Below are 22988 nucleotides of genomic sequence, written 5' to 3' on the forward strand. Positions count from 1 at the left end.
ACCGTGGCCAGCGATTACTGCCTGCTGATGCGACGCGACCTGACCGGGGATTTGCCGTCCGGGGCCTGGCCCGAGGCTTTCACCCTCGAACGCTATCGACCGGAGCTGGCCGAAGCCGTGCATGGCCTGATGCACCTCGGCTACCAGGACGGCGGGGGCCGGGTGCCGGCGCTGGACAGCTGGCGCCAGCATTTCGAAAGCGACGCCGAATACGACCCGCAACTGTGCCTGGTGGCCCGGGATGCCGAGGGCGTCGTCGGCGTGGTCCAGGCCTGGACCAGCGCCTATATCAAGGATCTGGTGGTGCACCCGCGGGCCCGTGGTCAGGGCCTGGGCCGGGCGCTGCTGCTGCAGGCCTTCGAGATCTTTCGCCAGCGCCGCGAGGCCTTTGTCGACCTGCGGGTGCTGGAAGACAACCAGCGCGCCCGCGGGCTCTACGAAAGCGTGGGCATGCAGGTCATCCGTCGCGAGCAGGTTCCCCAAGCGACGCATTCCACCTGACCCACCGCGGAGTCAGGTTTGGCGGCAACTGCGTTGCCGATCGCAGCCTCGCTGGCGCTCGGCAGCGGCTACACGTTTTGTGTTGCACGCCAGCTTGAGGCACCACCCGATTCCAGTAGCCGCTGCCGAGCGTGAGCGAGGCTGCGATCGCCTGCGAAGCAGGCGTAATTCCACCTGCCCCACCGCAAAGCCAGCGGCGGACTTTCATCGTGTGTGCCTCAGGCATACTCCCGGGCACGACCGTGAATGGAGGAACACCTGCCATGAAAACCCTGTCCCTGAGCCTCGCCTTGTTGACCGCGCTCCTCGCCAACCCGGCCCAAGCCTCCAGCCCCGATGCCTGGGCCGCATTCGACAAGCAGGTCCTGGCCAGCTGCCTCAAGGCCAGCCAGCTGAAGAACACCAAGGCCATCGGCCAGGCCGCGCAGTTCGACGATCGGGTCGGCTACAGCGCCCTGCTGCTCCAGGGCCAATATCCGCAAAAACACATGAAGGGCCAGACCGGCGTCGAACTGTGCCTGTACGACAAACAGCGCAAGAGCGCCCATGTCACCGAGTGGGATTCGATCCGTCCCGCCCTCGGCGCCCAGGCTCAATGACTGGCGCACAACTTGCTTCGAGAATGCCCTCAACCCGGTAGCGCAAGACTTTCCGTCGCCGCTCCCGCCTCTCGACGATGGCTGCGTGCTCAATGAATACTCGTTTTTCCTGCATAGGCTGCGGCAAGTGCTGCAACGACCACCACGTTCCCCTGACACTCGGCGAAGCACGCCAGTGGGCGCGGGATGGCGGGCAAGTGATCGTGCTGGTGGAGGGCTTCCTGGGCAACGGCCTGGGGCTGCCGGCCGGGCAGCGTGAACACGCCGAACGACGCTCCTGCCTGGTGCCCAGCGGCAAGGCCCAGGCCCATGTGGCGATCACCTTCGCCGCCTACAACGTCGGCCCCTGCCGGAATCTTGACGAAGACAACCTCTGCCGGATCTATGAACGCCGGCCGCTGGTCTGCCGCATCTACCCGATGGAGATCAACCCGCACATCCCGCTCAACCCGGCGCTCAAGGAGTGCCCGCCCGAATCCTGGGAACAAGGCCCGGCGCTGATCGTTGGCGGCCAACTGGCGGACCAGGAACTGGCCGAACTGATCCAGCGCTCGCGCCAGGCCGACCGCGACGATATCCACAGTAAACAAGCCATCTGCCAACGGCTGGGGATTCACACCACTGCACTCAAGGGCGATGGTTTTACCGCCTACCTGCCGGACATGGCCGCCCTGGCCGAAGCCATCGAGCAGGTCCAGGCGCAAGCGACGACGGCAGCGCCCGGCGAATGGCAGTTCCATGTCTCAGGGACGGACGTCGCCGCCCAGGTGCAGGACGCCGGCGCCCAGGTCGTGACCGAGGCACCGCTCACCTACGCCTTCATTTCCCTGCGCGCCGCCTGACCTGCTGCCGACACGCAGGCGGCAGCTGAAAAAGCGCCCGGATCAGCGCTTGCCCATCGAGCGGCGGGTGCCGGGCGGCGCCGCGCCCGGGGTCTTGGCGTGACCGTCGGCGACGCCATTCTTGTACCAGGGCAATTGGTTATTCCTGGCTTGGGCGAATTCGGACGGTTTGAATGGAAACTTGAACGGCGCGATCGCCGGCTTGCCGTTGCCAGGCGCGCTGGCGTCGGCAGCCTGCTCGGCGCCAGGAGCGTCGGGCACAGGCGATTGATCAGGAGAGGTCATGGTGGCTCCGGGTGCGGAACGACCCGATGAACCGGGCCGCGAGGGCCGGCAGTATACCTGCGCAGCGCCGATCTTTAACCTGCCGCCCGACGCCCCGGTTCGGCCTTTGCTGACAGCGCTGTCAGGCAGGCGTCACGTTGCTGACCCGGTTGGCCGGCTATAACGGGGCCATTGATACTGGCCGTTTTCCCGTTCCCCTTGCCCCCCCGGCGCTGGCGTCCATGCGTAATCGAAAAACCGTCGTTGTGCTCGCAGGCGTGCTCGCCGTTATCGTTGCCGGGGGCCTGTGGCTCCAGCTCAAGCCCCCCGGCGCCAAGCTCGCCGCACCCACCGCGGTGCCGGTGCGAGTGGTCAGCGTGGCCCAGCAGGATGTGCCACGGCACGTGACCGGCATAGGTTCGGTGCTGTCGCTGCACAGCGTGGTGATCCGCCCGCAGGTGGACGGCATCCTGACCCGGTTGCTGGTCAAGGAAGGCCAGCTGGTGAAGACCGGCGACCTGCTGGCCACCCTCGACGACCGCTCGATCCGCGCCAGCCTCGACCAGGCCCGAGCGCAACTGGCGCAGAACCAGGCGCAGTTGCAAGTGGCCCAGGTCAACCTGCAACGCTACAAGCTGCTGTCGGTGGACGACGGCGTCTCCAGGCAGACCTACGACCAGCAGCAGGCACTGGTCAACCAGCTCAAGGCCAGCACCCAGGGCAACCAGGCGGCCATCGATGCGGCGCAGGTGCAACTGTCCTACACGCAGATTCGTTCGCCGGTGTCCGGCCGTGTCGGCATCCGTACCGTGGACGAAGGCAATTTCCTGCGCACCAGCGATACCCAGGGCCTGTTCTCGGTGACCCAGATCGATCCGATCGCGGTGGAGTTTTCCTTGCCGCAGCAGATGCTGCCAAGCCTGCAGGGGCTGCTGGCAACCTCCCCCCCGGCCTCGGTGGAGGCCTACCTCGGCGCCGATACCGATAGCGTGACCGGCGACCGCCTGGGCGAAGGCCACCTGAGCCTGATCGACAACCAGATCGATACCAATACCGGGACCATCCGCGCCAAGGCCGAGTTCGACAACCCCGGGCAAAAACTCTGGCCCGGCCAGCTGGTGACCATCAAGATCCGCACCGCCGTGGACAAAGGCGCCCTGGTAGTCCCGCCCGGCGTGGTGCAACGCGGCCTGGATAAACACTTCGTGTATCGGGTCAAGGACGACCAGGTGGAAATCGTCCCGGTGCAGATGGTCTACCAGGACAGCGGCCAGAACATCATCCAGGGCGTGCAGGCCGGCGACCGGCTGGTCAGCGACGGTCAGTCGCGGCTCAAGGCCGGCGCGCGTATCGAAGTGCTCAGCGAACCGCCGCAGCAGATCCAGGCGGCGAATACGGGGCCGCAGCCATGAAGGGCCGCGGCTCGATTTCGGCCTGGTGCGTCGACCATCCGGTCGCCACCCTGCTGCTGACGTTCGCCCTGGTACTGCTGGGCGCCATCGCCTTTCCCAGGCTGCCGGTGGCGCCGTTGCCCGAAGCGGAGTTCCCGACCATCCAGGTCAGCGCGCAACTGCCCGGCGCCAGCCCGGAAACCATGGCCTCGTCCGTGGCCACGCCGCTGGAGGTGCAATTCAGCGCCATCCCCGGCATGACCCAGATGACCTCCAGCAGTGCCCTGGGCTCGACCCTGCTGACCCTGCAATTCACCCTCGACAAGAGCATCGATACCGCCGCCCAGGAAGTGCAGGCGGCGATCAACACCGCCTCGGGCAAGCTGCCCAACGACATGCCGAGCCTGCCCACCTGGCGCAAGGTCAACCCGGCGGACAGCCCGGTGCTGATCCTCAGCATCAGTTCCACACAGATGCCCGGCACCGAGCTCAGCGACTACGTGGAAACCTTGCTGGCGCGGCAGATCAGCCAGATCAACGGCGTCGGCCTGATCAACATCACCGGCCAGCAGCGCCCGGCGATCCGCGTCCAGGCCTCGCCCGACCGGCTGGCGGCCATCGGCCTGACCCTGGCCGACATCCGCGTCGCCCTGCAACAGGCCAGCCTCAACCTGGCCAAGGGCGCGCTGTACGGTGAGTCGAGCATCTCGACCCTGTCGACCAACGACCAGCTGTTCCATCCCGACGATTACGCCCAGTTGATCGTCTCCTACAAGAACGGCGCGCCGGTGCAGCTCAAGGACGTCGCGCGGGTCATCAGCGGTCCGGAAAACGCCTATGTGCAGGCCTGGTCCAACGACCAGCCGGGGCTCAACCTGGTGATCTTCCGCCAGCCGGGGGCCAACATCGTCGACACCGTGGACCGCATCCAGGGCGAGCTGCCGCGGCTGCAAGCCATGCTGCCGGCCTCGGTGGACGTGACCGTGCTCTCGGACCGCACCACGACCATCCGCGCCTCCCTGCACGAAGTGGAACTCACCCTGCTGATCGCGGTGCTGCTGGTGGTGGCGGTGATGGCGCTGTTCCTGCGCCAGCTGTCGGCGACGCTGATCGTATCCAGCGTGCTCGGGGTGTCGCTGGTGGCCAGCTTCGCCCTGATGTACGTGATGGGCTTCAGCCTGAACAACCTGACCCTGGTAGCGATCGTGATCTCGGTGGGCTTCGTGGTCGACGACGCGATCGTGGTGGTGGAGAACATCCATCGCCACCTGGAGGCCGGCGACGGCATGCGCGAGGCGGCGATCAAGGGCGCCGGGGAAATCGGCTTCACCGTGGTCTCCATCAGTTTCTCGCTGATCGCCGCGTTCATTCCCCTGCTGTTCATGGGGGGCGTGGTCGGCCGGCTGTTCAAGGAGTTCGCCCTGACTGCCACCTCGACCATCCTGATTTCGGTCGCGGTATCGCTGACCCTGGCGCCCACCCTGGCGGCGCTGTTCATGCGCGCGCCGATTCATCATCCGCATGATCGCCCGGGCTTTGGCGAACGCCTGCTGGCCGTCTACGAACGCGGGCTGCGCCGGGCACTGGCCCACCAGCGCCTGATGCTCGGCCTGTTCGGCCTGACCCTGGGCCTGGCCGTCGCCGGCTATGTGTTCATCCCCAAGGGTTTCTTCCCGGTGCAGGACACCGGCTTCGTGCTGGGCACCAGCGAAGCGGCGGCCGACATTTCCTACCCGGACATGGTGGAAAAACACCTGGCCCTGTCGCGGATCCTCGGCGCCGACCCGGCGGTGGAGACCTTCTCGCATTCGGTGGGCGTCACCGGCAACAACCAGACCATCGCCAACGGCCGCTTCTGGATCGCCCTCAAGGACCGCGGCCAGCGCGACGTCTCCGCCAGCCAGTTCATCGACCGCATCCGCCCGCAACTGGCCAAGGTGCCGGGCATCGTCCTGTACCTGCGGGCCGGCCAGGACATCAACCTCAGCTCCGGGCCAAGCCGCAGCCAGTACCAGTACGTGCTCAAGAGCAACGACGGGCCGACCCTCACCACCTGGACCCAGCGCCTGACGGAAAAACTGCGGGCCAACCCGGCCTTTCGCGACCTGTCCAACGACCTGCAACTGGGCGGCAGCATCACCCACATCAGCATCGACCGCAGCGCCGCGGCGCGTTTCGGCCTGACCGCCACCGACGTCGACGAAGCCCTCTACGACGCCTTCGGCCAGCGCCAGGTCAACGAATTCCAGACCGAGACCAACCAGTACAACGTGATTCTCGAACTGGACGCCAAGCAGCGTGGCAAGGCCGAGAGCCTCAACTACTTCTATCTGCGCTCGCCCCTGAGCGGCGAGATGGTGCCGCTGTCGGCGCTGGCCAAGGTCGATCCGCCCACCGTCGGCCCGCTGTCCATCGCCCACGACGGCATGTTCCCGGCCGCCAACCTGTCGTTCAACCTGGCCCCCGGCGTGGCCCTGGGCGATGCGGTGATCATGCTCGACCAGGCGAAGAACGAGATCGGCATGCCCGCCTCCATCGCCGGCAACTTCCAGGGCGCGGCCCAGGCCTTCCAGAGCTCCCTGGCCAGCCAGCCATGGCTGATCCTCGCGGCGCTGGTGGCGGTGTACATCATCCTCGGCGTGCTCTACGAGAGTTTCGTGCATCCGTTGACCATCATCTCGACCCTGCCCTCGGCCGGCCTCGGCGCGCTGATCATGCTCTGGCTGCTCGGCCAGGACTTCTCGATCATGGCGCTGATCGGCCTGGTGCTGCTGATCGGCATCGTCAAGAAGAACGGCATCCTGATGATCGACTTCGCCCTCGAGGCCCAGCGCGAGGGCGGGCTGTCGCCGCAGGAGGCGATCTACCAGGCCTGCATCACGCGGTTCCGGCCAATCATCATGACCACCCTCGCCGCCCTGCTCGGCGCCCTGCCGCTGATGCTCGGCTATGGCGCCGGCGCCGAGCTGCGCCAGCCCCTGGGGATCGCCGTGGTCGGCGGCCTGCTGGTGAGCCAGGCGCTGACGCTGTTCACCACTCCGGTCATATACTTGTGGCTCGAGCGGCTATTCCATCGGCCCATACCAGCGCCGGCGCTGGCGACTACATCCTGAGGCGGGGTCATGCGCGTTCTGATTATCGAAGATGAAGAAAAAACCGCGGACTACCTGCACCGCGGCCTGACTGAACAAGGCTATACCGTGGACCTCGCGCGCGATGGCGTGGAGGGCCTGCACCTGGCGCTGGAAGGCGACTACGCGGTGATCGTGCTCGACGTGATGCTGCCGGGCATCGACGGTTTCGGCGTGCTGCGGGCCCTGCGCGCGCGCAAGCAGACGCCGGTGATCATGCTCACCGCCCGCGAGCGCGTCGAAGACCGCATCAAGGGCCTGCGCGACGGTGCCGACGATTACCTGGGCAAACCCTTTTCCTTCCTCGAACTGGTGGCGCGCCTGCAGGCCCTGACCCGCCGCAGCGGCGGCCACGAGCCGGTGCAGATCAGCATCGCCGACCTGTGGATCGACCTCATCAGCCGCAAGGCCAGCCGGGCCGGCACGCGCCTGGACCTGACCGCCAAGGAGTTCTCGCTGCTCAGCGTGCTCGCCCGGCGCCAGGGCGAGATCCTGTCGAAGACCGCGATCGCGGAAATGGTCTGGGACATCAATTTCGACAGCGACGCCAATGTCGTCGAGGTGGCGATCAAGCGCCTGCGGGCCAAGCTCGACGGGCCCTTCGAACAGAAGCTGCTGCACACCATCCGCGGCATGGGGTATGTGCTGGAGAACCGCAGTGTCTCGTAACTCGATCGCCCTGCGCCTGAGCGGGCTGTTCACCCTGGTCGCGCTGCTGGTGTTCCTGCTGATCGGCGGCGCGCTCTACCAACAGGTGGACAAGGGCCTGGGCCTGCTGCCCGAGGCCGAGCTGGACGCGCGCTACAGCGTGCTGGAGTCGGCCCTGACCCGCTTCGGCAACCCGGAGCACTGGGCCAAGATCCACAACAAGCTCAAGCTGCTCAGCGAAGAGGACAAACGCATCCGCTTCTGGGTGGTCAGCAGCGACCCCGCCTACGAATACGGTGACCCCGATCAGCGGCTCCGGCGTTTCGCCCAGGGCCCGGTGGGCATGCGTGACCTGACCCTGCCCGAGTATCGCCATCCGCTGAAAGTGCTGGTCAGCCAGCTGCCGGCCAAGGAGCAGCGACCGCCGCTGCGCTTTCTGATCGCCATCGACACCGAAGCGGTCTACGAGACCCAGCACCAGTTGCTGATCGCCCTTATCAGCCTGGCCATCGTCGGCGTGCTGCTGGCCTCGGCGCTGGGGTACTGGGTGGCGCGCATCGGCCTCAAGCCCTTGATCAGGTTATCCGAGGAGGCCCAGCGCCTGGCTCCGCCAAGGCTGTCCGGGCGCCTGCAACTGTCGTCGCTGCCGCCGGAGCTGACGCAGTTCGCCAATTCGTTCAACTCGACCCTGGAGCGGGTGGAACAAGCCTATTCGCGCCTGGAGTCGTTCAATGCCGATGTCGCCCACGAGTTGCGTTCGCCACTGACCAACCTGATCGGCCAGACCCAGGTGGCGCTGACCCGCGGGCGTTCCGCCGAGCATTATTTCGAGGTGCTGCAATCCAATCTCGAGGAGCTGGAACGGCTGCGTTCGATCATCAACGACATGCTGTTCCTGGCCAGCGCCGACCAGGGCAGCAAGGCCACCAAGCTCACCAGCACCTCCCTGGCCGGTGAAGTGGCGACCACCCTGGACTACCTGGATTTCATCCTCGAGGACGCCCAGGTCAAGGTCGAGGTCAGTGGCGATGCCCTGGTGCGGATCGAGATCGCCCACCTGCGCCGGGCGCTGATCAACCTGCTGAGCAATGCCGTGCAACACACCCGGCCCGGCCAGGTGATCCGGGTAGAAATCGATGCCCGGGAAGGCCAGGTGGCGATCGCCGTCAGCAACCCGGGCCAGGCCATTTCCAGCGAACACCTGCCCCGGCTGTTCGAGCGCTTCTACCGGGTCGATGCCTCCCGCAGCAACAGCGGCGCCAACCACGGCCTGGGGCTGGCGATCGTCAAGGCCATCGCCCTGATGCACGGCGGCGACGTATTCGTACGCAGCGATAAAGGCATCAACACCTTCGGCCTCTACCTGCCGGCCTGAGTGGCGATAGCGGTGCATCAGGCACACCGCATCGCCTGCATCGCCGGCAAGCCTGGCTCCTACAAAAAATGGATCGCCGCAGACCTGTAGGAGCGAGGCTTGCCCGCGATAGCGGTGCACCAGGCACACCGCATCGACTGCATCGCCGGCAAGCCGGCTCCTACGAAAGAGGCAATAACTATTGCTTTTGTGGTAACAGTCCTTATCCTGTTCGGCGCTTTTTCCAACGGCGTTGAAGTTATATTTTTGTCGCACCTAATTTGAACTTGCTCTGCAAGAAGGTCTTCAGAAATGTCCAACAGTATGGGTATTGCCAGCGCGTTTGTTTTGTCCTCCCTGTTCTTGGCCCCTATGGCCATGGCCGAAGAATCGCAGACTTTCGCCGCGCATAACGCCGCGCGCGCCGCTGCATTCCAGGAAGCCCGGGAAGCGCTGGTTGCCAAGCAACAGGGCAGTGAGCCGCAGGAAATCACCGCGGAACAACGCCAGCCGGAAGTTCGCAAAGACAGTTGATATTCATGACCGACTCGTTTCCCTCGACAACTTCTCTGCTCTAACCCTGGAGTAAGTTGTCTTAAAGCCGCTGACAACAGCGGCTTTTTTTTGCATGTAGCGCCGGACTTTCCATTCGTTTCATCCAGAACAAGAAACACCCGATTCGACAATAACAACGATCGTCATTTATCCAAGGAGCGCTATACCGGTGGAGGTCACATCAACACTCAGCCCATTGTTCATTGCAATGGCTGCAACTATCGCCCCCTGCGTGCAGGCCGCCGACGAGGCCCGCCCTGAAGGTTTCGTCGAAGGCGCCAGCCTCAAGCTCAACGCCCGCAACTACTACATGAATCGCAACCGTCACCAGCAGAACGACGACAACATTGAATGGGGCCAGGGCTTCCTGGGCATCTTCGAGTCCGGCTACACCCAGGGCACGGTCGGTTTCGGCATCGACGCCAACGCCATGCTCGGGCTGAAGCTCGATGGCGGTGGCGGCACCGATAGCTCGAGCATCCTGCCGATCAGCGACGGCAACGGCAAAGCGCCGACGGCGTTCTCCACCGCCGGTGCAACATTGAAGGTTCGCGCCTTCGACACCGAGCTCAAGGCCGGCGACCTGTTCCTCAACAACCCGGTGATCGCCGGCGGCCAGTCGCGCATGCTGCCGCAGACCTTCCGCGGCGTCAGCCTGACCAACCACAGCTTCGACGGCTGGCAGCTCGAAGGCGGCCAGGCCAGCTTCACCAAGCTCTACAACCAGAGCGGCCGCCAGCGTATCGGCAGCGCCTACAGCAATCCGGCGAACAGCGTCGACAGCCGACACCTGAACTGGGCCGGCGTGGCCTGGAGCGGCGCCAGCGGGTTGACCAGCAGCCTGTACGCAGCCGAGCTCAAGGACATCTGGAACCAGTATTACTACGACCTGGACTACACCTACGCGGTCAACGAACTGGTCAGCCTGAATCCGGGGCTGCACTTCTATCACACCCAGGACACCGGCGACGCCCTGCTGGGCGACATCGACAACAACACCTACAGCCTGCACTTCACCGTCGGCGTCGGGCACCACAGCCTCACTGCCGCCTACCAGCGGGTAAATGGCAATACGCCCTTCGACTACATCCAGCAGGGCGACAGCATCTACCTGGACAACTCCCAGCAGTATTCGGATTTCAACGGCCCCAACGAACGCTCGTGGAAGCTCAAGTACGCCTACGACTTCGCCGGCCTCGGCCTGCCGGGCCTGACCTCGGCGCTCTCCTATTCGCGCGGCGAACTGGACCTGACCAAGGTCGACCCGCAGAGCCCCGGCTATGCCCAGTGGTACAGCGCCGATGGCGAGCATGCCAAGCATTGGGAGCGCGACGTGGACCTCAAGTATGTGGTCCAGGGCGGCAAGGCCAAGGATCTGTCGGTCCGCCTGCAATGGGCGACCAACCGTGGCGGTAACGGTTATGGCGCGCTGGACAACGACACCGACGAATACCGGGTGATCGTCGATTACCCGCTCAATCTGTTCTAAGCTCGAATCAGCAAAAGGCCAGCATCATTTTGCTGGCCTTTTTCTTGTCCGGGATTTATACATGCGCCCGCAGGCGCAATCGGTCTCTGCAACTCTGCTCGCCTTACCGGAACACCCTTACAACGTATACATCGCAGAAGTCAGAACCATGAGTGTGAGTAGTGCGACACCCCGCAACACGACCACTTTGACACGGTCGGAAAGGATGCTGATTCTTGGTAGCTCGCTGATGGTCATCTCCATCCTGAGCATCGTGACTTTCTTGCTGATTCGCGAACGCGGCAGCGTCGAAATGGCCGCCACTCGCGCGGCGTCCAACATCGTGCAACTGATCGACGCCGACGTGCTGCGTAATGTCGAGCTGTACGACGTTTCCCTGCGCGGCCTGATCAGCGCTTCGCAACGCGAGGACCTGAAACAGGTCTCGCCGACCATCCGCCATATGGCCCTGTTCGATCGGGCCACCGCGGCCCCTTACAAGGGCAATATCCTGCTGCTCGATGCCCATGGCGATGTGCTCGCCGACTCCGCTTCGGTCGAGCCGCGCCAGGGCAACTTCGCCGATCGGGAGTACTTCCAGTCCCATGTGCACAACCCCGATCCGGGCATGCTGATCAGCCGCCCCTTCCGCGCCCGCCCTCCCGAGCTGGACTGGCGCATCAGCTTCAGCCGACGGGTCTCCGGCGAGCACGGAGAGTTCCTTGGCGTGGCCGAGGCGGCGATGCGCCTGGATTACTTCAGCCAGCTGTTCAAGAGCCTGAATGTCGGCCGCGACAGCTCGGTCAACCTGATCAGCAGTGACGGTATCCTGCTGGCCCAGGAACCACCGCGGGCCGACAACCTGATCGGCCAGGACTTCAGCCAGCGGCCCAACTTCATCCGCATCCTGCGCGAAGGCAACGGCAGCTTCAAAGGCCTGTCCAGCACCCAGCAACCGCGCCTGTACACCTTCTCCCAGGTCGGCAACCTGCCGCTGATCGTGATCGTCGCGCTCTCCAGCCAGGAGGTCTTCGCCTCCTGGCAACGCACCGCGCTGGCGGTCGGGGGCGCCACCGGAGCGCTGTGCCTGGGCCTGCTGTGGCTGACCTGCTTACTGTGCCGGGAACTGCGTCGCCGCCAGCATGCCGAGCTGGAGCTCGCACAACTGGCCGCCACCGATGCCCTCACCGGCCTGGATAACCGCCGCAGCCTGGACCAGACCCTCACCCGCGAATGGGCACGCGCGCAGCGCACGCAGAATGCCCTGTCGCTGCTGATGCTCGATGTCGATCATTTCAAGGCCTTCAACGACCGCCATGGCCATCCGCTGGGCGACAAGGCCCTGCGTCTCGTTGCCCGGGTCATCAGCGGCAACATTCGCCGCCCCGGCGACCTGGCCGCGCGGTATGGCGGCGAGGAGTTCGCCGTGGTCCTGCCCGAGACCGACCACGAAGGCGCCCGGCAGATCGCCGAACATATCCGCCAGGCCGTCGAGGCCCTGCCTCCCATCCGGGACGGAGCCTCGCCGATCACCATCAGCATCGGCCTCAGCACCTGGTCGAGCTCACAAAAATCCAGCCTGGAAGCCTTGTGCTCGGCAGCCGACAAAGCGCTGTACCGGGCCAAGGCCGAAGGGCGGAATCGGGTGGTCGCGCAGGATTGAGGCGGGTGCTTCATCGCGGGCAAGCCTCATCAGCCGCGCATGAATCCACCGGCATAAAAAAAGGCCACCCGAAGGCAGCCTTTAAAAACTAAAGAAAGAGAGTGTTACTTACACGGCCGCAACCGGACGCATGTAAGAGATCGGTGCGGTGCTGGCATCTTCGAAGGTCACGACTTCCCAAGCGTCTTTCTGCTCAATGAGCTTGCGCAGAAGCTGGTTGTTCAGTGCATGGCCCGACTTGAAGCCTTTGAACTCGCCTATCAGGCTGTTGCCCAGCAGGTAGAGGTCACCAATTGCATCGAGGATCTTGTGCTTCACGAATTCGTCTTCATAGCGAAGGCCGTCTTCGTTCAGTACACCATCCGCGTCGACCACGATGGCGTTTTCCACGCTGCCGCCGAGTGCGAGGTTGTGCTTGCGCAGGTACTCGATGTCACTCATGAAACCAAAGGTACGGGCGCGGCTGACTTCTTTTACGAACGAAGTGCTGGAAAAGTCCACGCTTGCACTCTGGGTGCGGTCACGGAAAACCGGGTGATCGAAATCGATCTCAAAGCTCACTTTAAAACCGTCGAAAGGCACGAAAGTGGCGCGCTTGTCGCCGTCTTCCACCGTCACCTCACGCAGGATACGGATGAACTTCTTGGCTGCGTCCTGTTCTTCCAGGCCGGCAGATTGAATCAGGAATACGAAGGGTCCAGCGCTGCCATCCATGATCGGGACTTCGGACGCGGAGAGCTCGACGTAGGCGTTATCGATGCCCAGGCCAGCCATGGCCGAGAGCAAGTGCTCCACCGTGTCCACTTTGGTGTCACCGTTGACCAGGGTGGTCGACATAGTGGTTTCACCAACGTTTTCCGCGCGAGCAGGTATCTGCACCACAGGGTCCAGGTCGGCACGACAAAACACAATGCCGGTGTCGACAGGCGCAGGCTTGAGGGTCAGGTAAACCTTCTCCCCAGAATGCAGGCCTACACCTGTGGCACGGATAATATTCTTCAGGGTGCGTTGTTTAATCATGGCTTGGGCCGCTTCAGCGCAAATTGCGAACTGGTATCAACAAAGGCTGGCGATAATAGCAGACCAGACCTTTGCTGAACACCAATCACCCTTATACCCCTGATACATTCCATCAATCGGCCTGACGACGCAGGAAAGCCGGGATGTCCAGATAGTCCAGATCATCTTGCGGATTCAGCTTCGCCGCGGTCGCCGCGTTCGATTGCGCCTGGTTGCGCATCACGGTCGGACGGTCCAGGTCACGGTAGTTGACCGACGGCAGTTCCTGACGGGCAGGTGCTGGCGCCTGTGCAGCGGCCATGGTGGTCTGAACGGTGTTGTCGATGACCTTCACAGGCTTCTCGATTTTTGCACCCAGGCCAGTGGCGACCACGGTCACATGCAGCTCGTCGCGCATGTCCGGATCGATCACGGTGCCGACCTTGACCATCGCATGCTCGGAAGCGAAGGCCTCGATGATGCTACCCACGTCGGAGTACTCGCCCAGGGACAGGTCGGGACCGGCGGTGATGTTCACCAGGATGCCGCGTGCGCCTTGCAGGTTCACGTCTTCCAGCAGCGGGTTGCGGATCGCCGCCTCGGTGGCTTCACGCGCACGGTTAGGACCGCTGGCGCAGCCAGTGCCCATCATTGCCATGCCCATTTCGCTCATCACGGTGCGCACGTCGGCGAAGTCGACGTTGATCATGCCCGGACGCTTGATGATGTCGGAGATACCGCGAACGGCACCGGCCAGCACGTCGTCGGCCTTGGCGAAAGCCGACAGCAGGCTCGCGTCCTTGCCGAGGATGGTCAGCAGCTTTTCGTTGGGAATGGTGATCAACGAATCGACGCTGTCGCTCAGCGCGCGGATGCCTTCATCGGCGATCTGCATGCGCTTGCGGCCTTCGAACGGGAACGGACGGGTCACCACCGCAACGGTGAGGATGCCCATTTCCTTGGCCACTTCGGCGATGATCGGCGCGGCACCGGTACCGGTACCACCGCCCATGCCGGTGGTGATGAACACCATGTTGGTGCCCGCCAGCACTTCGGCGATGCGCTCGCGGTCTTCCAGCGCGGCCTGACGGCCGACTTCAGGATTGGCACCGGCACCCAGGCCCTTGGTGACGCCGGTACCCAGTTGCAGGATGGTCCGCGCGCCGATGTTCTTCAGCGCCTGAGCATCGGTGTTGGCGCAGATGAACTCGACGCCCTCGATGTTGCTCTTGACCATGTGATTGACAGCGTTGCCGCCGCCACCGCCGACACCGATAACCTTGATCACCGGGCTTGCGGGGATGTTGTCTACGAGTTCGAACATTTTCCCTCTCCTTTCATTTCTCTAGTTTTTTCGCCTACTGCTTACAACGGTGTTGCGGTAAATCTTCAGAAGTTGCCCTGCACCCAGCTCTTGATGCGATCGAGCAGGGCCGCCTTGGGTTCGTCGCTGCTGTAGCTGTCCCGGCTGCCGATGCCGGAGAACGAAATGCCGTCGGACTGCTTCTGCAGCCCGTACAACAGCAGGCCCACGCCGGTGGAATAGATCGGGTTGCGCACCACGTCGGACAGGCCCTTGACGGTGTGCGGCACGCCCAGGCGCACCGGCATGTGGAAAATCTCCTCGGCCAGTTCGACCGCACCTTCCATCTTCGAGGTGCCACCGGTCAGCACGATGCCGGCCGGGATCAGGTCTTCGTAGCCGCTGCGGCGCAGCTCGGCCTGGATCAGGGTGAACAGCTCGTCGTAGCGCGGCTCGACCACTTCGGCCAGGGCCTGGCGCGACAGCTCGCGCGGCGGACGGTCGCCGACGCTCGGCACCTTGATGGTTTCGCCGGCACCGGCCAGCTTGGCCAGGGCGCAGGCGTAGCGGATCTTGATCTCTTCGGCGTACTGGGTCGGCGTGCGCAGCGCCATGGCGATGTCGTTGGTCACTTGATCGCCGGCGATCGGAATCACCGCGGTATGGCGGATCGCACCTTCGGTGAAGATCGCCATGTCGGTGGTGCCGCCGCCGATATCCACCAGGCACACGCCCAACTCTTTCTCGTCGTCGGTGAGCACCGAGTACGCCGAGGCCAGTTGCTCGAGAATGATGTCGTCGATTTCCAGGCCGCAGCGGCGCACGCATTTCTCGATGTTCTGGGCGGCATTCACCGCGCAGGTCACCACGTGCACCTTGGCTTCCAGGCGCACGCCGGACATGCCCAGGGGCTCGCGAACGCCTTCCTGGTTATCGATCACGTAGTCCTGCGGCAAGGTGTGCAGCACTCGCTGGTCGGCCGGGATCGCCACGGCCTGTGCCGCGTCGAGTACCCGTTCCAGGTCCGCCGAACTCACTTCGCGATCGCGGATAGCCACGATGCCGTGGGAGTTCAGGCTGCGGATGTGATTGCCCGCCACACCGACGAATGCCGAGTGGATACGGCAGCCGGCCATCAGTTGCGCCTCTTCTACCGCACGCTGGATCGATTGAACGGTGGATTCGATATTCACCACCACGCCCTTCTTCAGGCCGCGCGACGGATGGGTACCGATACCGACGATTTCCAGCGTGCCATCGGCCGCGACCTCGCCCACCAGCGCCACCACCTTGGAGGTGCCGATATCCAGACCGACGATCATTTTGCCGCTTTGCACGTTTGCCATGGTCCTGCCTCTTCTTAATTCTTCGCGACGGCGGGTTGGGCCGTCGTGGGCGCAACTGGTTCCCGCCAGCCGACGGCCAGGCCGTTGGCATAACGCAGGTCGATGCGCGCGATGTTCGTAATCTGTTCTTTCAGCGTTTTTTCATAAATGGCAATGAAGCGGCGCATCTTCTCCACCAGATGATCGCGTCCGAGCAACAGCTCGATGCCAGGGCCGGCACTGCCGGCGCCCGTGGTCAGGAACCAGCTGCCGCGTTCGCGCAACTCCAGACGAGCAATGGAGAAGCCCAACGGCCGAAGCATCTGGCTCAGGACCTGGTATTGCTGCATCACCTGCTGCTGGGCCCGCTGTGGGCCGAACAACTGTGGCAAGTGCTCATAGTTCGCCAGTTCACGCGGCGTGAAGGCCTGGCCCTGGTTGTTCAACAGCGCCTCGTCGCCCCAGCGGGCCACCGGCAATTGTTCTTCCAGGCGGATCACCACCTGGTCCGGCCACACGCGCCGCACTTCGGCGTGCGCGATCCACGGCATCTGTTCCAGCTCGGTGCGCATGCTCGCCAGGTCGATGGTGAAGAAGCTCGACGCGACATAAGGCGCGATCCGCTGCTGCACCGCCTGCTGGCTGATGTAGCTCAGGTCGCCCTGCACCGCGACCTTGGTGATCGGCCGGTCGGCATACGGCAACAGGCGCTGCGCGCCTTCGTAGGTGCCGAACCCCAGCGCAACCAGCAATACCGGCCACATCAGGCTTTTCAGCACACCGAAATTGGCTTTCGGCAGGCGCGCCGACATCGGCTCCTTGGCCACCATTCGGCTGGCACCACGCGGCACCGGCTTGCGGCCGGGTGCGGGTTGCTGATGACGTAGATGCGCGCCTTGCATGGCCTTAACCCCTCGGCTCTGCGTTACGGACGACACTTTCTGCCAGGATGGCCAGGACCAGCTGCTGGAAATCCAGACCGGCGGCGCGGGCCGCCATCGGAACCAGGCTGTGATCGGTCATGCCGGGAGCGGTGTTCACTTCCAGGAACCAGAACTGGCCGTCGGCATCCTGCATCACGTCGGCACGCGCCCAACCGGCGATACCGAGCGCCCCGCAGGCTTTCGCCGTCAGGTCCATGAGCTCCTGCTCTTTGTCGCTGTCGAGGCCGCATGGGATCCGGTACTGGGTATCGGAGGCCAGGTACTTGGCGTCGTAGTCGTAAAAGGTGTGCGGCGTGCCCAGGGCGATCGGTGGCAACACCTGGCCGCGCAGCGTGGCAATGGTGAACTCCGGACCTTGAATCCATTGTTCGACCAGGACTTGCGAATCGTAGGTGCTGGCCGCTTTCCAGGCGTCGATCAGCTCGGACGCGGAGTTCACTTTGGCCATGCCGATACTGGAACCTTCATGCGCCGGTTTGACGATCAAAGGCATGCCCAGTTCCGCAGCCGCGTGAATACAGTCAGCCTCGGAGCCCAGCACGGCGTGGCGTGGCGTCGGAATACCGAGGCTGTGCCAGACCTGCTTGGTACGCAGTTTGTCCATCGCCAGCGCCGAAGCCAGGATGCCGCTGCCGGTGTAGGGAATCCCCAGGCACTCCAGCAGGCCCTGCATGCTGCCGTCTTCACCGCCGCGGCCGTGGAGGATGATGAAGGCGCGGTCGATCTTCTCGTTCAACAGACGCTGCAACAGGTCGTCGCCAACATCGATGCCAAAGGCGTCGACACCGGCGCTCAGCAACGCTTCCAGCACGGCATTGCCAGACTTCAGCGAAACGGCGCGCTCGGCGCTCTTGCCGCCGAACAGCACGACGACACGGCCGAAGTCCTGCGGCGCGAGGGTCGAAAACAGCGTGGCGTAGGCGGCGGTCATTTCGACTTCCCCTGGCCGGCTGGCACGGCACCCGCGAACAACGGGCTGTTCAACAGCTTCGGCGCAAGCCCGCCGATATCACCGGCACCCTGGCACAGCAGGATGTCGCCGGCACGCAGCAGCGGCTTGACCAGCGGCGCAAGGTCGACCCCACGCTCGATGTAGATCGGGTCCAGCTGGCCGCGTTGACGGATGCTGTGGCACAGCTGACGGCTGTCTGCCCCGGGGATCGGCTCTTCGCCCGCCGGGTAGACTTCCATCAACAGCAGCACGTTGGCATCGGCCAGCACCTGGACGAAGTCGTCGTACAGGTCGCGGGTGCGGCTGAAGCGGTGCGGCTGGTAGACCATCACCAGGCGACGCTCCGGCCAGCCACCGCGCACGGCCTTGATCACCGCCGCCACTTCGGTCGGGTGGTGGCCGTAGTCGTCCACCAACATCACGTTGCCGCCGTCCACCGGCAGTTCGCCGTAGACCTGGAAGCGTCGGCCGACGCCCTGGAAGCCCGACAGGCCCTGGACGATGGCTTCATCGCTGATGCCTTCGTCGGTGGCGATGCAGATGGTCGCCAACGCGTTGAGCACGTTGTGGTTGCCCGGCATGTTCACCGAGACGTCCAGCGGCTCGCGATCGGGGCGCAACACGGTGAAGAAGGTCTGCATGCCCTGCTGACGTACATTGATGGCACGGACGTCGGCGTCTTCGTTGAAACCGTAGGTGACGGTCGGACGCTTGACCAACGGCAGGATCTCACGCACTACCGGATCGTCCAGGCACAGCACGGCCAGGCCGTAGAACGGCAGGTTGTGCAGGAACTCGACGAAGGTTTTCTTCAGTTTGTTGAAGTCGCCGTCGTAGGTCGCCATGTGGTCGGCGTCGATGTTGGTCACCACCGCCACCAGCGGTTGCAGGTGCAGGAAGCTGGCGTCGCTTTCATCGGCTTCGGCGATCAGGTAGCGACTGGTGCCCAACTGCGCATTGGTGCCCGCGGCATTGAGCCGGCCACCGATGACGAAGGTCGGGTCCAGGCCACCGGCGGCGAATACCGACGCGAGCAGGCTGGTGGTCGTGGTCTTGCCATGGGTGCCGGCCACGGCGACGCCATGCCGGTAGCGCATCAGCTCGGCGAGCATTTCCGCGCGTGGCACCACCGGAATCCGGCGCTCCAGGGCGGTGGCCACTTCCGGGTTGGAGGTGTTCACGGCGCTGGAGACCACCAGTACATCGGCATTGGCAGCGTTCTCGGCGCGATGGCCGATGAAGATCTGCGCACCAAAGGATTCGAGGCGCTCGGTCACCGGCGATGCCTTGAGGTCGGAACCCGAAACCTGGTAACCCAGGTTCAGCAGCACTTCGGCGATCCCGCACATGCCCACGCCGCCGATACCGACGAAGTGGATGCGGCGGATGCGGCGCATTTCCGGTTGTGGCATGGCTTTCTGATTCTCAACCATGGGCCACCTCCAGGCAGATATCGACCACGTTACGGGTGGCATCGGGTTTGGCCAGGCGGCGGGCTGCGCCGGCCATGCTGTTGAGTCGTTCCGGTTGCATCAAAACCTCTGTCAGGCGAGCGGCAAGGTCCGCTGCGCCAGTCGTTCTTTGCGGCATCAGGAAGGCAGCGCCTTCACGAGCCAAATAGTCGGCATTACGGGTCTGGTGATCGTCGATGGCGTGGGGCAAAGGCACCAGCATCGAAGGCAGACCGGCGGCAGCCAGTTCACTGACGGTCAACGCGCCTGCGCGACAGACCACCAAGTCAGCCCAGCCGTAGGCCTGGGCCATGTCTTTGATGAACGGCTGCACTTGCGCCTCGACGCCAGCGGCGCGATAGCGCTCTGCAGTCACTTCATCGTGGTTTTTGCCGGCCTGGTGAAACACTTCCGGACGCAGCTCGGGGGAGACCAGCGCCAGGGCTTCAGGCAGCAACTTGTTCAACGGCTCTGCGCCCAGGCTTCCGCCTAGGATCAGCAAACGCGCCTTGCGTCCGGCCAGGGCCTCGCGCGGTGTATCGAGGAACAGTTCGGTGCGCACCGGATTGCCGGTGGTACGCCGGCTGCTGGAGGCCCCGAAGGTGTCCGGGAAAGCTTCGCAGACTCGGGCCGACAACGGCACCAGCAGCCGATTGGCGGTACCCGCGACCGCGTTCTGTTCATGAACGATGACCGGCACGCCGGACAGTTTTGCCGCGACTCCGCCAGGGCCGGTCACATAACCGCCAAAGCCCAGCACGCAGACCGGCTTGAGCTGACGAATGATTCGGCGCGCCTGCAACACGGCCTTGATCAGCACGAAGGGCGCCTTGAGCAGCGACAGCTTGCTCTTGCCCCGCAGGCCACTGACGTTGATCAGGTGCAGTTGCAGGCCGGCGTTCGGCACCAGCTCGTTCTCGATGCCGCGCGGGGTCCCGAGCCAGTGCACGGTATAACCGCGCGCCTGGAACTCGCGGGCACAGGCCAGCGCCGGGAATACGTGGCCGCCGGTGCCGCCGGCCATGATCAGCACGTTAGCGCCCATGGCTTGGCTCCTCGGCGAAGTCGCTCTCGCTGAATTCCATCTCTTCGCTGCCAAGGTGGGTCCGACTCTCCCACTCGATGCGCAATAACAAGCCCAGGCAGGCACAGCAGATCACCAACGAACTGCCGCCATAACTGAGGAACGGCAAGGTCAGGCCCTTGGTCGGCAACAGGCCGACGTTCACCCCGATGTTGATCAGGAACTGGCCGATCCACAGGAACGACAAGCCATAGGCGACATAGGCGGCAAAGAACTGCTTGGCCTTCTCCGCCCACAGGCCGATGTACATGCCGCGGATACAGACGAAGACGAACAGCGCCACGGTGCACAGCGAGCCCACGGCCCCCAGCTCTTCGGCCAGGACCGAGAACACGAAGTCGGTGTGGGCTTCCGGCAGGTAGAACTGTTTCTGCACGCTGTTGCCCAGGCCAACGCCCAGCCATTCGCCACGGCCGAACGCGATCAGGGCCTGGGACAGCTGGTAACCGGCACCGAACTGGTCGGCCCAGGGGTCGGCGAAGTTGGTCAGGCGCGCCATCCGGTACGGCTGCATCTGGATCAGCAATACCACCGCCGCCACCGCCAGGACCACCATCAGGGAAAAACGGAACAGCCCGACCCCGCCAAGGAACAGCATCGCCGCCGCGGCGCCCATCATGACCACGGTGGCGCCGAAGTCCGGCTCCATCAGCAACAGGCCGGCCATCGGCAGCAGCACGATGAACGGCTTGAAGAAGCCCATCCAGCTTTCGCGCACTTCCTTCTGGCGACGCACCAGATAACCGGCGAGATAGATCACCACGAATACCTTGGCGATCTCGGACGGCTGGACGTTGAAGAAGCTGAAGCCGATCCAGCGCATCGAGCCGTTCACTTCACGGCCGATGCCCGGGATGATCACCATCACCAGCAGACCGAACGCCCCGATCAGCATCATCCAGCCCAGGCGCTGCCAGGTGGCGATCGGAATCATCATGGTGACGATGCAGGCGCCAAGCCCCAGCACGACGTAGATCAGGTGGCGAATCATGTAGTACAGGGCACTGCCCGACTGCGCGGCGGCCACTTCGGTGGACGCCGAGGCGATCATGATCAGCCCCAGGCCGAGCAGCGTCAGGCAACCGGCGAGCATCGGGAAGTCGAGGTCGATGCCACGCCCGGTGATCAGCGGCGACGGGTAAGGCTTGATGATGTTTCTCAGGTTCATGCCAGTTCCTCCACGGCGCGGACGAACTGGTGACCACGGTCTTCGTAGTTCTTGAACATGTCGAAACTGGCGCAGGCTGGCGACAGCAACACCACGTCGCCCGACTGGGCAACGGCACGGCCTTGCGCCACGGCTTCGAGCAGGGAACCTGCGCGAATCAGCGGCACGGAGTCGCCGACGGCCTCGCCGATCTGCTCGGCGTCCCGCCCCATCAGGATCACCGCGCGGCAGTTGGCTGCCACCGGATCGTGCAAGTCCTTGAACTCGGCACCCTTGCCGTCGCCGCCGGCGATCAGCACGATCTTGCCTTCAATGTCCGCGCCCAGGCCTTCGATGGCTGCCAATGCGGCGCCGACGTTGGTGGCCTTGGAATCGTTGTAGTAACCCACGCCATCCAGGTCGCGCACCCACTGGCAGCGATGCTCGAGGCCGGCAAAGGTACGCAGGGCCGCCAGCATGGCGTCGAACGGCAGGCCGACCGCATGCCCCAGGGCCAATGCCGCCAGGGCGTTGGACTGGTTATGCGCGCCACGGATCTTCAGCTCGCGCACCGGCATCAGGTTCTGGAACTCGAAGGCCAGGTACTTCTCGCCGTTCTCCTCGCGCAGACCGAATGCCTTGAAGTCCGGCTTGCTCAGGCCGAAGGTCCAGCACGGCAGGCCTTCGCCGACCAATGGCCGGGTCAGGGCATCCTGGCGGTTGAACACCACTTGCCGGGCGCCACGGAAGATCCGGTGCTTGGCCAGGTGATAGGCCGGCAGGCCGCTGTAGCGGTCCATGTGGTCTTCGCTGATATTCAGCACGGTGGCCACTTCGGCCCCCAACTGATCGGTGGTCTCCAGCTGGAAGCTGGACAGTTCCATGACGTATAGCTCGACGTCGTCGCTGAGCAGATCCAGCGCCGGCGTACCCAGGTTGCCGCCCACGGCGACCCGCTTGCCGGCGGCTGCGGCCATCTCCCCGACGAGGGTGGTCACGGTGCTCTTCGCATTGGAACCGCTGATGGCGACGATCGGCGCCTTCGCGTTACGCGCGAACAGCTCGATATCGCCGGAAAGTTTCACCCCGCGGGCAGCGGCGGCTTGCAGGGCCGGGGTCGCGAGGGCCAGGCCCGGGCTCACGTAGAGCTCGTCGGCACGGCACAGGAACTCGACGTCCAGCTCGCCACAACGAACCTCCACATGCGGATAGTCACGGCGCAGCGTGGCCAGCTCCGGTGGATTCTCCCGCGTATCGGCGACGGCAAACGACACACCCCGGTTCGCCAGGAAGCGAACCAGGGACATGCCGCTCTTGCCGAGGCCGACAACAATGCGGAAGTGGTCAGAAGCGATCAGGGACACTCG

At 64.2% G+C, this 22988-nt stretch carries 20 protein-coding genes; 10 read left to right on the plus strand and 10 right to left on the minus strand.

Annotated elements, in window-relative coordinates:
- The first annotated feature begins 3 nt into the window (after window positions 1–3).
- From TO66_RS25635 to TO66_RS25645, 3 genes are all read left to right on the plus strand, one after another.
- Window positions 4–501: an N-acetyltransferase gene (locus TO66_RS25635; protein ID WP_044464905.1), complete on the plus strand. Its 498-nt coding sequence runs from the start codon at window positions 4–6 to the stop codon at window positions 499–501.
- A 263-nt stretch (window positions 502–764) separates the two neighbouring features.
- Window positions 765–1100, plus strand: a complete 336-nt coding sequence (locus TO66_RS25640; protein ID WP_044464906.1) for a hypothetical protein — start codon at window positions 765–767, stop codon at window positions 1098–1100.
- 92 nt (window positions 1101–1192) lie between these two features.
- Complete coding sequence (locus tag TO66_RS25645; protein WP_044464907.1) at window positions 1193–1942, plus strand: YkgJ family cysteine cluster protein; 750 nt, start codon at window positions 1193–1195, stop codon at window positions 1940–1942.
- A gap of 42 nt (window positions 1943–1984) precedes the next feature.
- Here TO66_RS25645 and TO66_RS25650 read toward each other — a convergent pair whose 3' ends face one another.
- A complete protein-coding gene (locus tag TO66_RS25650; RefSeq protein WP_044464908.1) occupies window positions 1985–2227 on the minus strand; it encodes a hypothetical protein in 243 nt (80 codons plus the stop codon).
- Window positions 2228–2448: 221 nt separating this feature from the next.
- On the opposite strand from TO66_RS25650, the gene TO66_RS25655 reads away from it, so the two are divergent.
- From TO66_RS25655 to TO66_RS25685, 7 genes are all read left to right on the plus strand, one after another.
- The gene (locus TO66_RS25655; RefSeq protein ID WP_044464909.1) at window positions 2449–3618 is read left to right on the plus strand and encodes an efflux RND transporter periplasmic adaptor subunit; all 1170 of its coding nucleotides are present in this window, start codon (window positions 2449–2451) and stop codon (window positions 3616–3618) included.
- Window positions 3615–6710, plus strand: coding sequence for a multidrug efflux RND transporter permease subunit (locus tag TO66_RS25660; protein WP_044464910.1), 3096 nt, complete (start codon window positions 3615–3617; stop codon window positions 6708–6710). The genes TO66_RS25655 and TO66_RS25660 overlap by 4 nt, the downstream gene beginning before the upstream one ends.
- 9 nt (window positions 6711–6719) lie before the next feature.
- Entirely contained in the window at window positions 6720–7397 is a 678-nt protein-coding gene (locus TO66_RS25665; RefSeq protein ID WP_044464911.1) for a heavy metal response regulator transcription factor, read from the plus strand.
- On the plus strand, window positions 7387–8751 hold the full coding sequence (locus tag TO66_RS25670; protein WP_044464912.1) for a heavy metal sensor histidine kinase: 1365 nt from the start codon (window positions 7387–7389) through the stop codon (window positions 8749–8751). Before TO66_RS25665 ends, TO66_RS25670 begins: the two co-directional genes overlap by 11 nt.
- Window positions 8752–9042: 291 nt before the next feature.
- Window positions 9043–9264, plus strand: coding sequence for a hypothetical protein (locus tag TO66_RS25675; protein WP_044464913.1), 222 nt, complete (start codon window positions 9043–9045; stop codon window positions 9262–9264).
- 229 nt (window positions 9265–9493) lie between these two features.
- The gene (locus TO66_RS25680; RefSeq protein WP_044464914.1) at window positions 9494–10774 is read left to right on the plus strand and encodes an OprD family porin; all 1281 of its coding nucleotides are present in this window, start codon (window positions 9494–9496) and stop codon (window positions 10772–10774) included.
- 148 nt (window positions 10775–10922) lie between these two features.
- Window positions 10923–12416: a diguanylate cyclase gene (locus tag TO66_RS25685; protein WP_044464915.1), complete on the plus strand. Its 1494-nt coding sequence runs from the start codon at window positions 10923–10925 to the stop codon at window positions 12414–12416.
- A 108-nt stretch (window positions 12417–12524) separates the two neighbouring features.
- Here the strand turns inward: TO66_RS25685 and lpxC are convergent, their stop codons facing one another.
- The 9 genes from lpxC to murD all read right to left on the minus strand — a co-directional run bounded on the left by lpxC (window position 12525) and on the right by murD (window position 22985).
- Window positions 12525–13436, minus strand: coding sequence for a UDP-3-O-acyl-N-acetylglucosamine deacetylase (gene lpxC, locus TO66_RS25690; protein WP_009045509.1), 912 nt, complete (start codon window positions 13434–13436; stop codon window positions 12525–12527).
- A gap of 112 nt (window positions 13437–13548) precedes the next feature.
- A complete protein-coding gene (ftsZ, locus tag TO66_RS25695) occupies window positions 13549–14739 on the minus strand; it encodes a cell division protein FtsZ (RefSeq protein ID WP_044464916.1) in 1191 nt (396 codons plus the stop codon).
- 65 nt (window positions 14740–14804) lie between these two features.
- Entirely contained in the window at window positions 14805–16064 is a 1260-nt protein-coding gene (gene ftsA / locus TO66_RS25700; RefSeq protein WP_044464917.1) for a cell division protein FtsA, read from the minus strand.
- Window positions 16065–16078: 14 nt separating this feature from the next.
- Entirely contained in the window at window positions 16079–16945 is an 867-nt protein-coding gene (locus TO66_RS25705) for a cell division protein FtsQ/DivIB (RefSeq protein WP_044464918.1), read from the minus strand.
- Between the two features lie 4 nt (window positions 16946–16949).
- Window positions 16950–17918, minus strand: a complete 969-nt coding sequence (locus TO66_RS25710; protein WP_044464919.1) for a D-alanine--D-alanine ligase — start codon at window positions 17916–17918, stop codon at window positions 16950–16952.
- A complete protein-coding gene (murC, locus tag TO66_RS25715) occupies window positions 17915–19372 on the minus strand; it encodes a UDP-N-acetylmuramate--L-alanine ligase (protein WP_044464920.1) in 1458 nt (485 codons plus the stop codon). The genes TO66_RS25710 and murC overlap by 4 nt, the downstream gene beginning before the upstream one ends.
- Window positions 19365–20435 (minus strand): undecaprenyldiphospho-muramoylpentapeptide beta-N-acetylglucosaminyltransferase, encoded by a 1071-nt coding sequence (murG, locus tag TO66_RS25720; RefSeq protein WP_044464921.1) that lies wholly within the window; start codon window positions 20433–20435, stop codon window positions 19365–19367. The genes murC and murG overlap by 8 nt, the downstream gene beginning before the upstream one ends.
- Window positions 20425–21642, minus strand: a complete 1218-nt coding sequence (gene ftsW / locus TO66_RS25725; protein ID WP_044464922.1) for a putative lipid II flippase FtsW — start codon at window positions 21640–21642, stop codon at window positions 20425–20427. The genes murG and ftsW overlap by 11 nt, the downstream gene beginning before the upstream one ends.
- The gene (gene murD / locus TO66_RS25730; RefSeq protein ID WP_044464923.1) at window positions 21639–22985 is read right to left on the minus strand and encodes a UDP-N-acetylmuramoyl-L-alanine--D-glutamate ligase; all 1347 of its coding nucleotides are present in this window, start codon (window positions 22983–22985) and stop codon (window positions 21639–21641) included. Before murD ends, ftsW begins: the two co-directional genes overlap by 4 nt.
- Window positions 22986–22988 lie beyond the last annotated feature (3 nt).

Source organism: Pseudomonas sp. MRSN 12121 (assembly GCF_000931465.1).
In the GTDB taxonomy this organism is placed as follows: Bacteria; Pseudomonadota; Gammaproteobacteria; order Pseudomonadales; family Pseudomonadaceae; genus Aquipseudomonas.

Excerpts from the sequence above, each read along its gene's own strand:
- TO66_RS25710 (WP_044464919.1), bottom strand. The coding sequence starts at position 17,918 with ATGACCGCCGCCTACGCCACGCTGTTTTCGACCCTCGCGCCGCAGGAC.
- TO66_RS25650 (WP_044464908.1), bottom strand. The coding sequence starts at position 2,227 with ATGACCTCTCCTGATCAATCGCCTGTGCCCGACGCTCCTGGCGCCGAG.
- murC (WP_044464920.1), bottom strand. The coding sequence starts at position 19,372 with ATGGTTGAGAATCAGAAAGCCATGCCACAACCGGAAATGCGCCGCATC.
- ftsA (WP_044464917.1), bottom strand. The coding sequence starts at position 16,064 with ATGGCAAACGTGCAAAGCGGCAAAATGATCGTCGGTCTGGATATCGGC.
- murG (WP_044464921.1), bottom strand. The coding sequence starts at position 20,435 with ATGGGCGCTAACGTGCTGATCATGGCCGGCGGCACCGGCGGCCACGTA.
- ftsW (WP_044464922.1), bottom strand. The coding sequence starts at position 21,642 with ATGAACCTGAGAAACATCATCAAGCCTTACCCGTCGCCGCTGATCACC.
- TO66_RS25640 (WP_044464906.1), top strand. The coding sequence starts at position 765 with ATGAAAACCCTGTCCCTGAGCCTCGCCTTGTTGACCGCGCTCCTCGCC.
- TO66_RS25705 (WP_044464918.1), bottom strand. The coding sequence starts at position 16,945 with ATGCAAGGCGCGCATCTACGTCATCAGCAACCCGCACCCGGCCGCAAG.
- TO66_RS25675 (WP_044464913.1), top strand. The coding sequence starts at position 9,043 with ATGTCCAACAGTATGGGTATTGCCAGCGCGTTTGTTTTGTCCTCCCTG.
- TO66_RS25685 (WP_044464915.1), top strand. The coding sequence starts at position 10,923 with ATGAGTGTGAGTAGTGCGACACCCCGCAACACGACCACTTTGACACGG.
- lpxC (WP_009045509.1), bottom strand. The coding sequence starts at position 13,436 with ATGATTAAACAACGCACCCTGAAGAATATTATCCGTGCCACAGGTGTA.
- ftsZ (WP_044464916.1), bottom strand. The coding sequence starts at position 14,739 with ATGTTCGAACTCGTAGACAACATCCCCGCAAGCCCGGTGATCAAGGTT.
- TO66_RS25655 (WP_044464909.1), top strand. The coding sequence starts at position 2,449 with ATGCGTAATCGAAAAACCGTCGTTGTGCTCGCAGGCGTGCTCGCCGTT.
- TO66_RS25645 (WP_044464907.1), top strand. The coding sequence starts at position 1,193 with ATGAATACTCGTTTTTCCTGCATAGGCTGCGGCAAGTGCTGCAACGAC.
- TO66_RS25665 (WP_044464911.1), top strand. The coding sequence starts at position 6,720 with ATGCGCGTTCTGATTATCGAAGATGAAGAAAAAACCGCGGACTACCTG.
- TO66_RS25680 (WP_044464914.1), top strand. The coding sequence starts at position 9,494 with ATGGCTGCAACTATCGCCCCCTGCGTGCAGGCCGCCGACGAGGCCCGC.
- TO66_RS25660 (WP_044464910.1), top strand. The coding sequence starts at position 3,615 with ATGAAGGGCCGCGGCTCGATTTCGGCCTGGTGCGTCGACCATCCGGTC.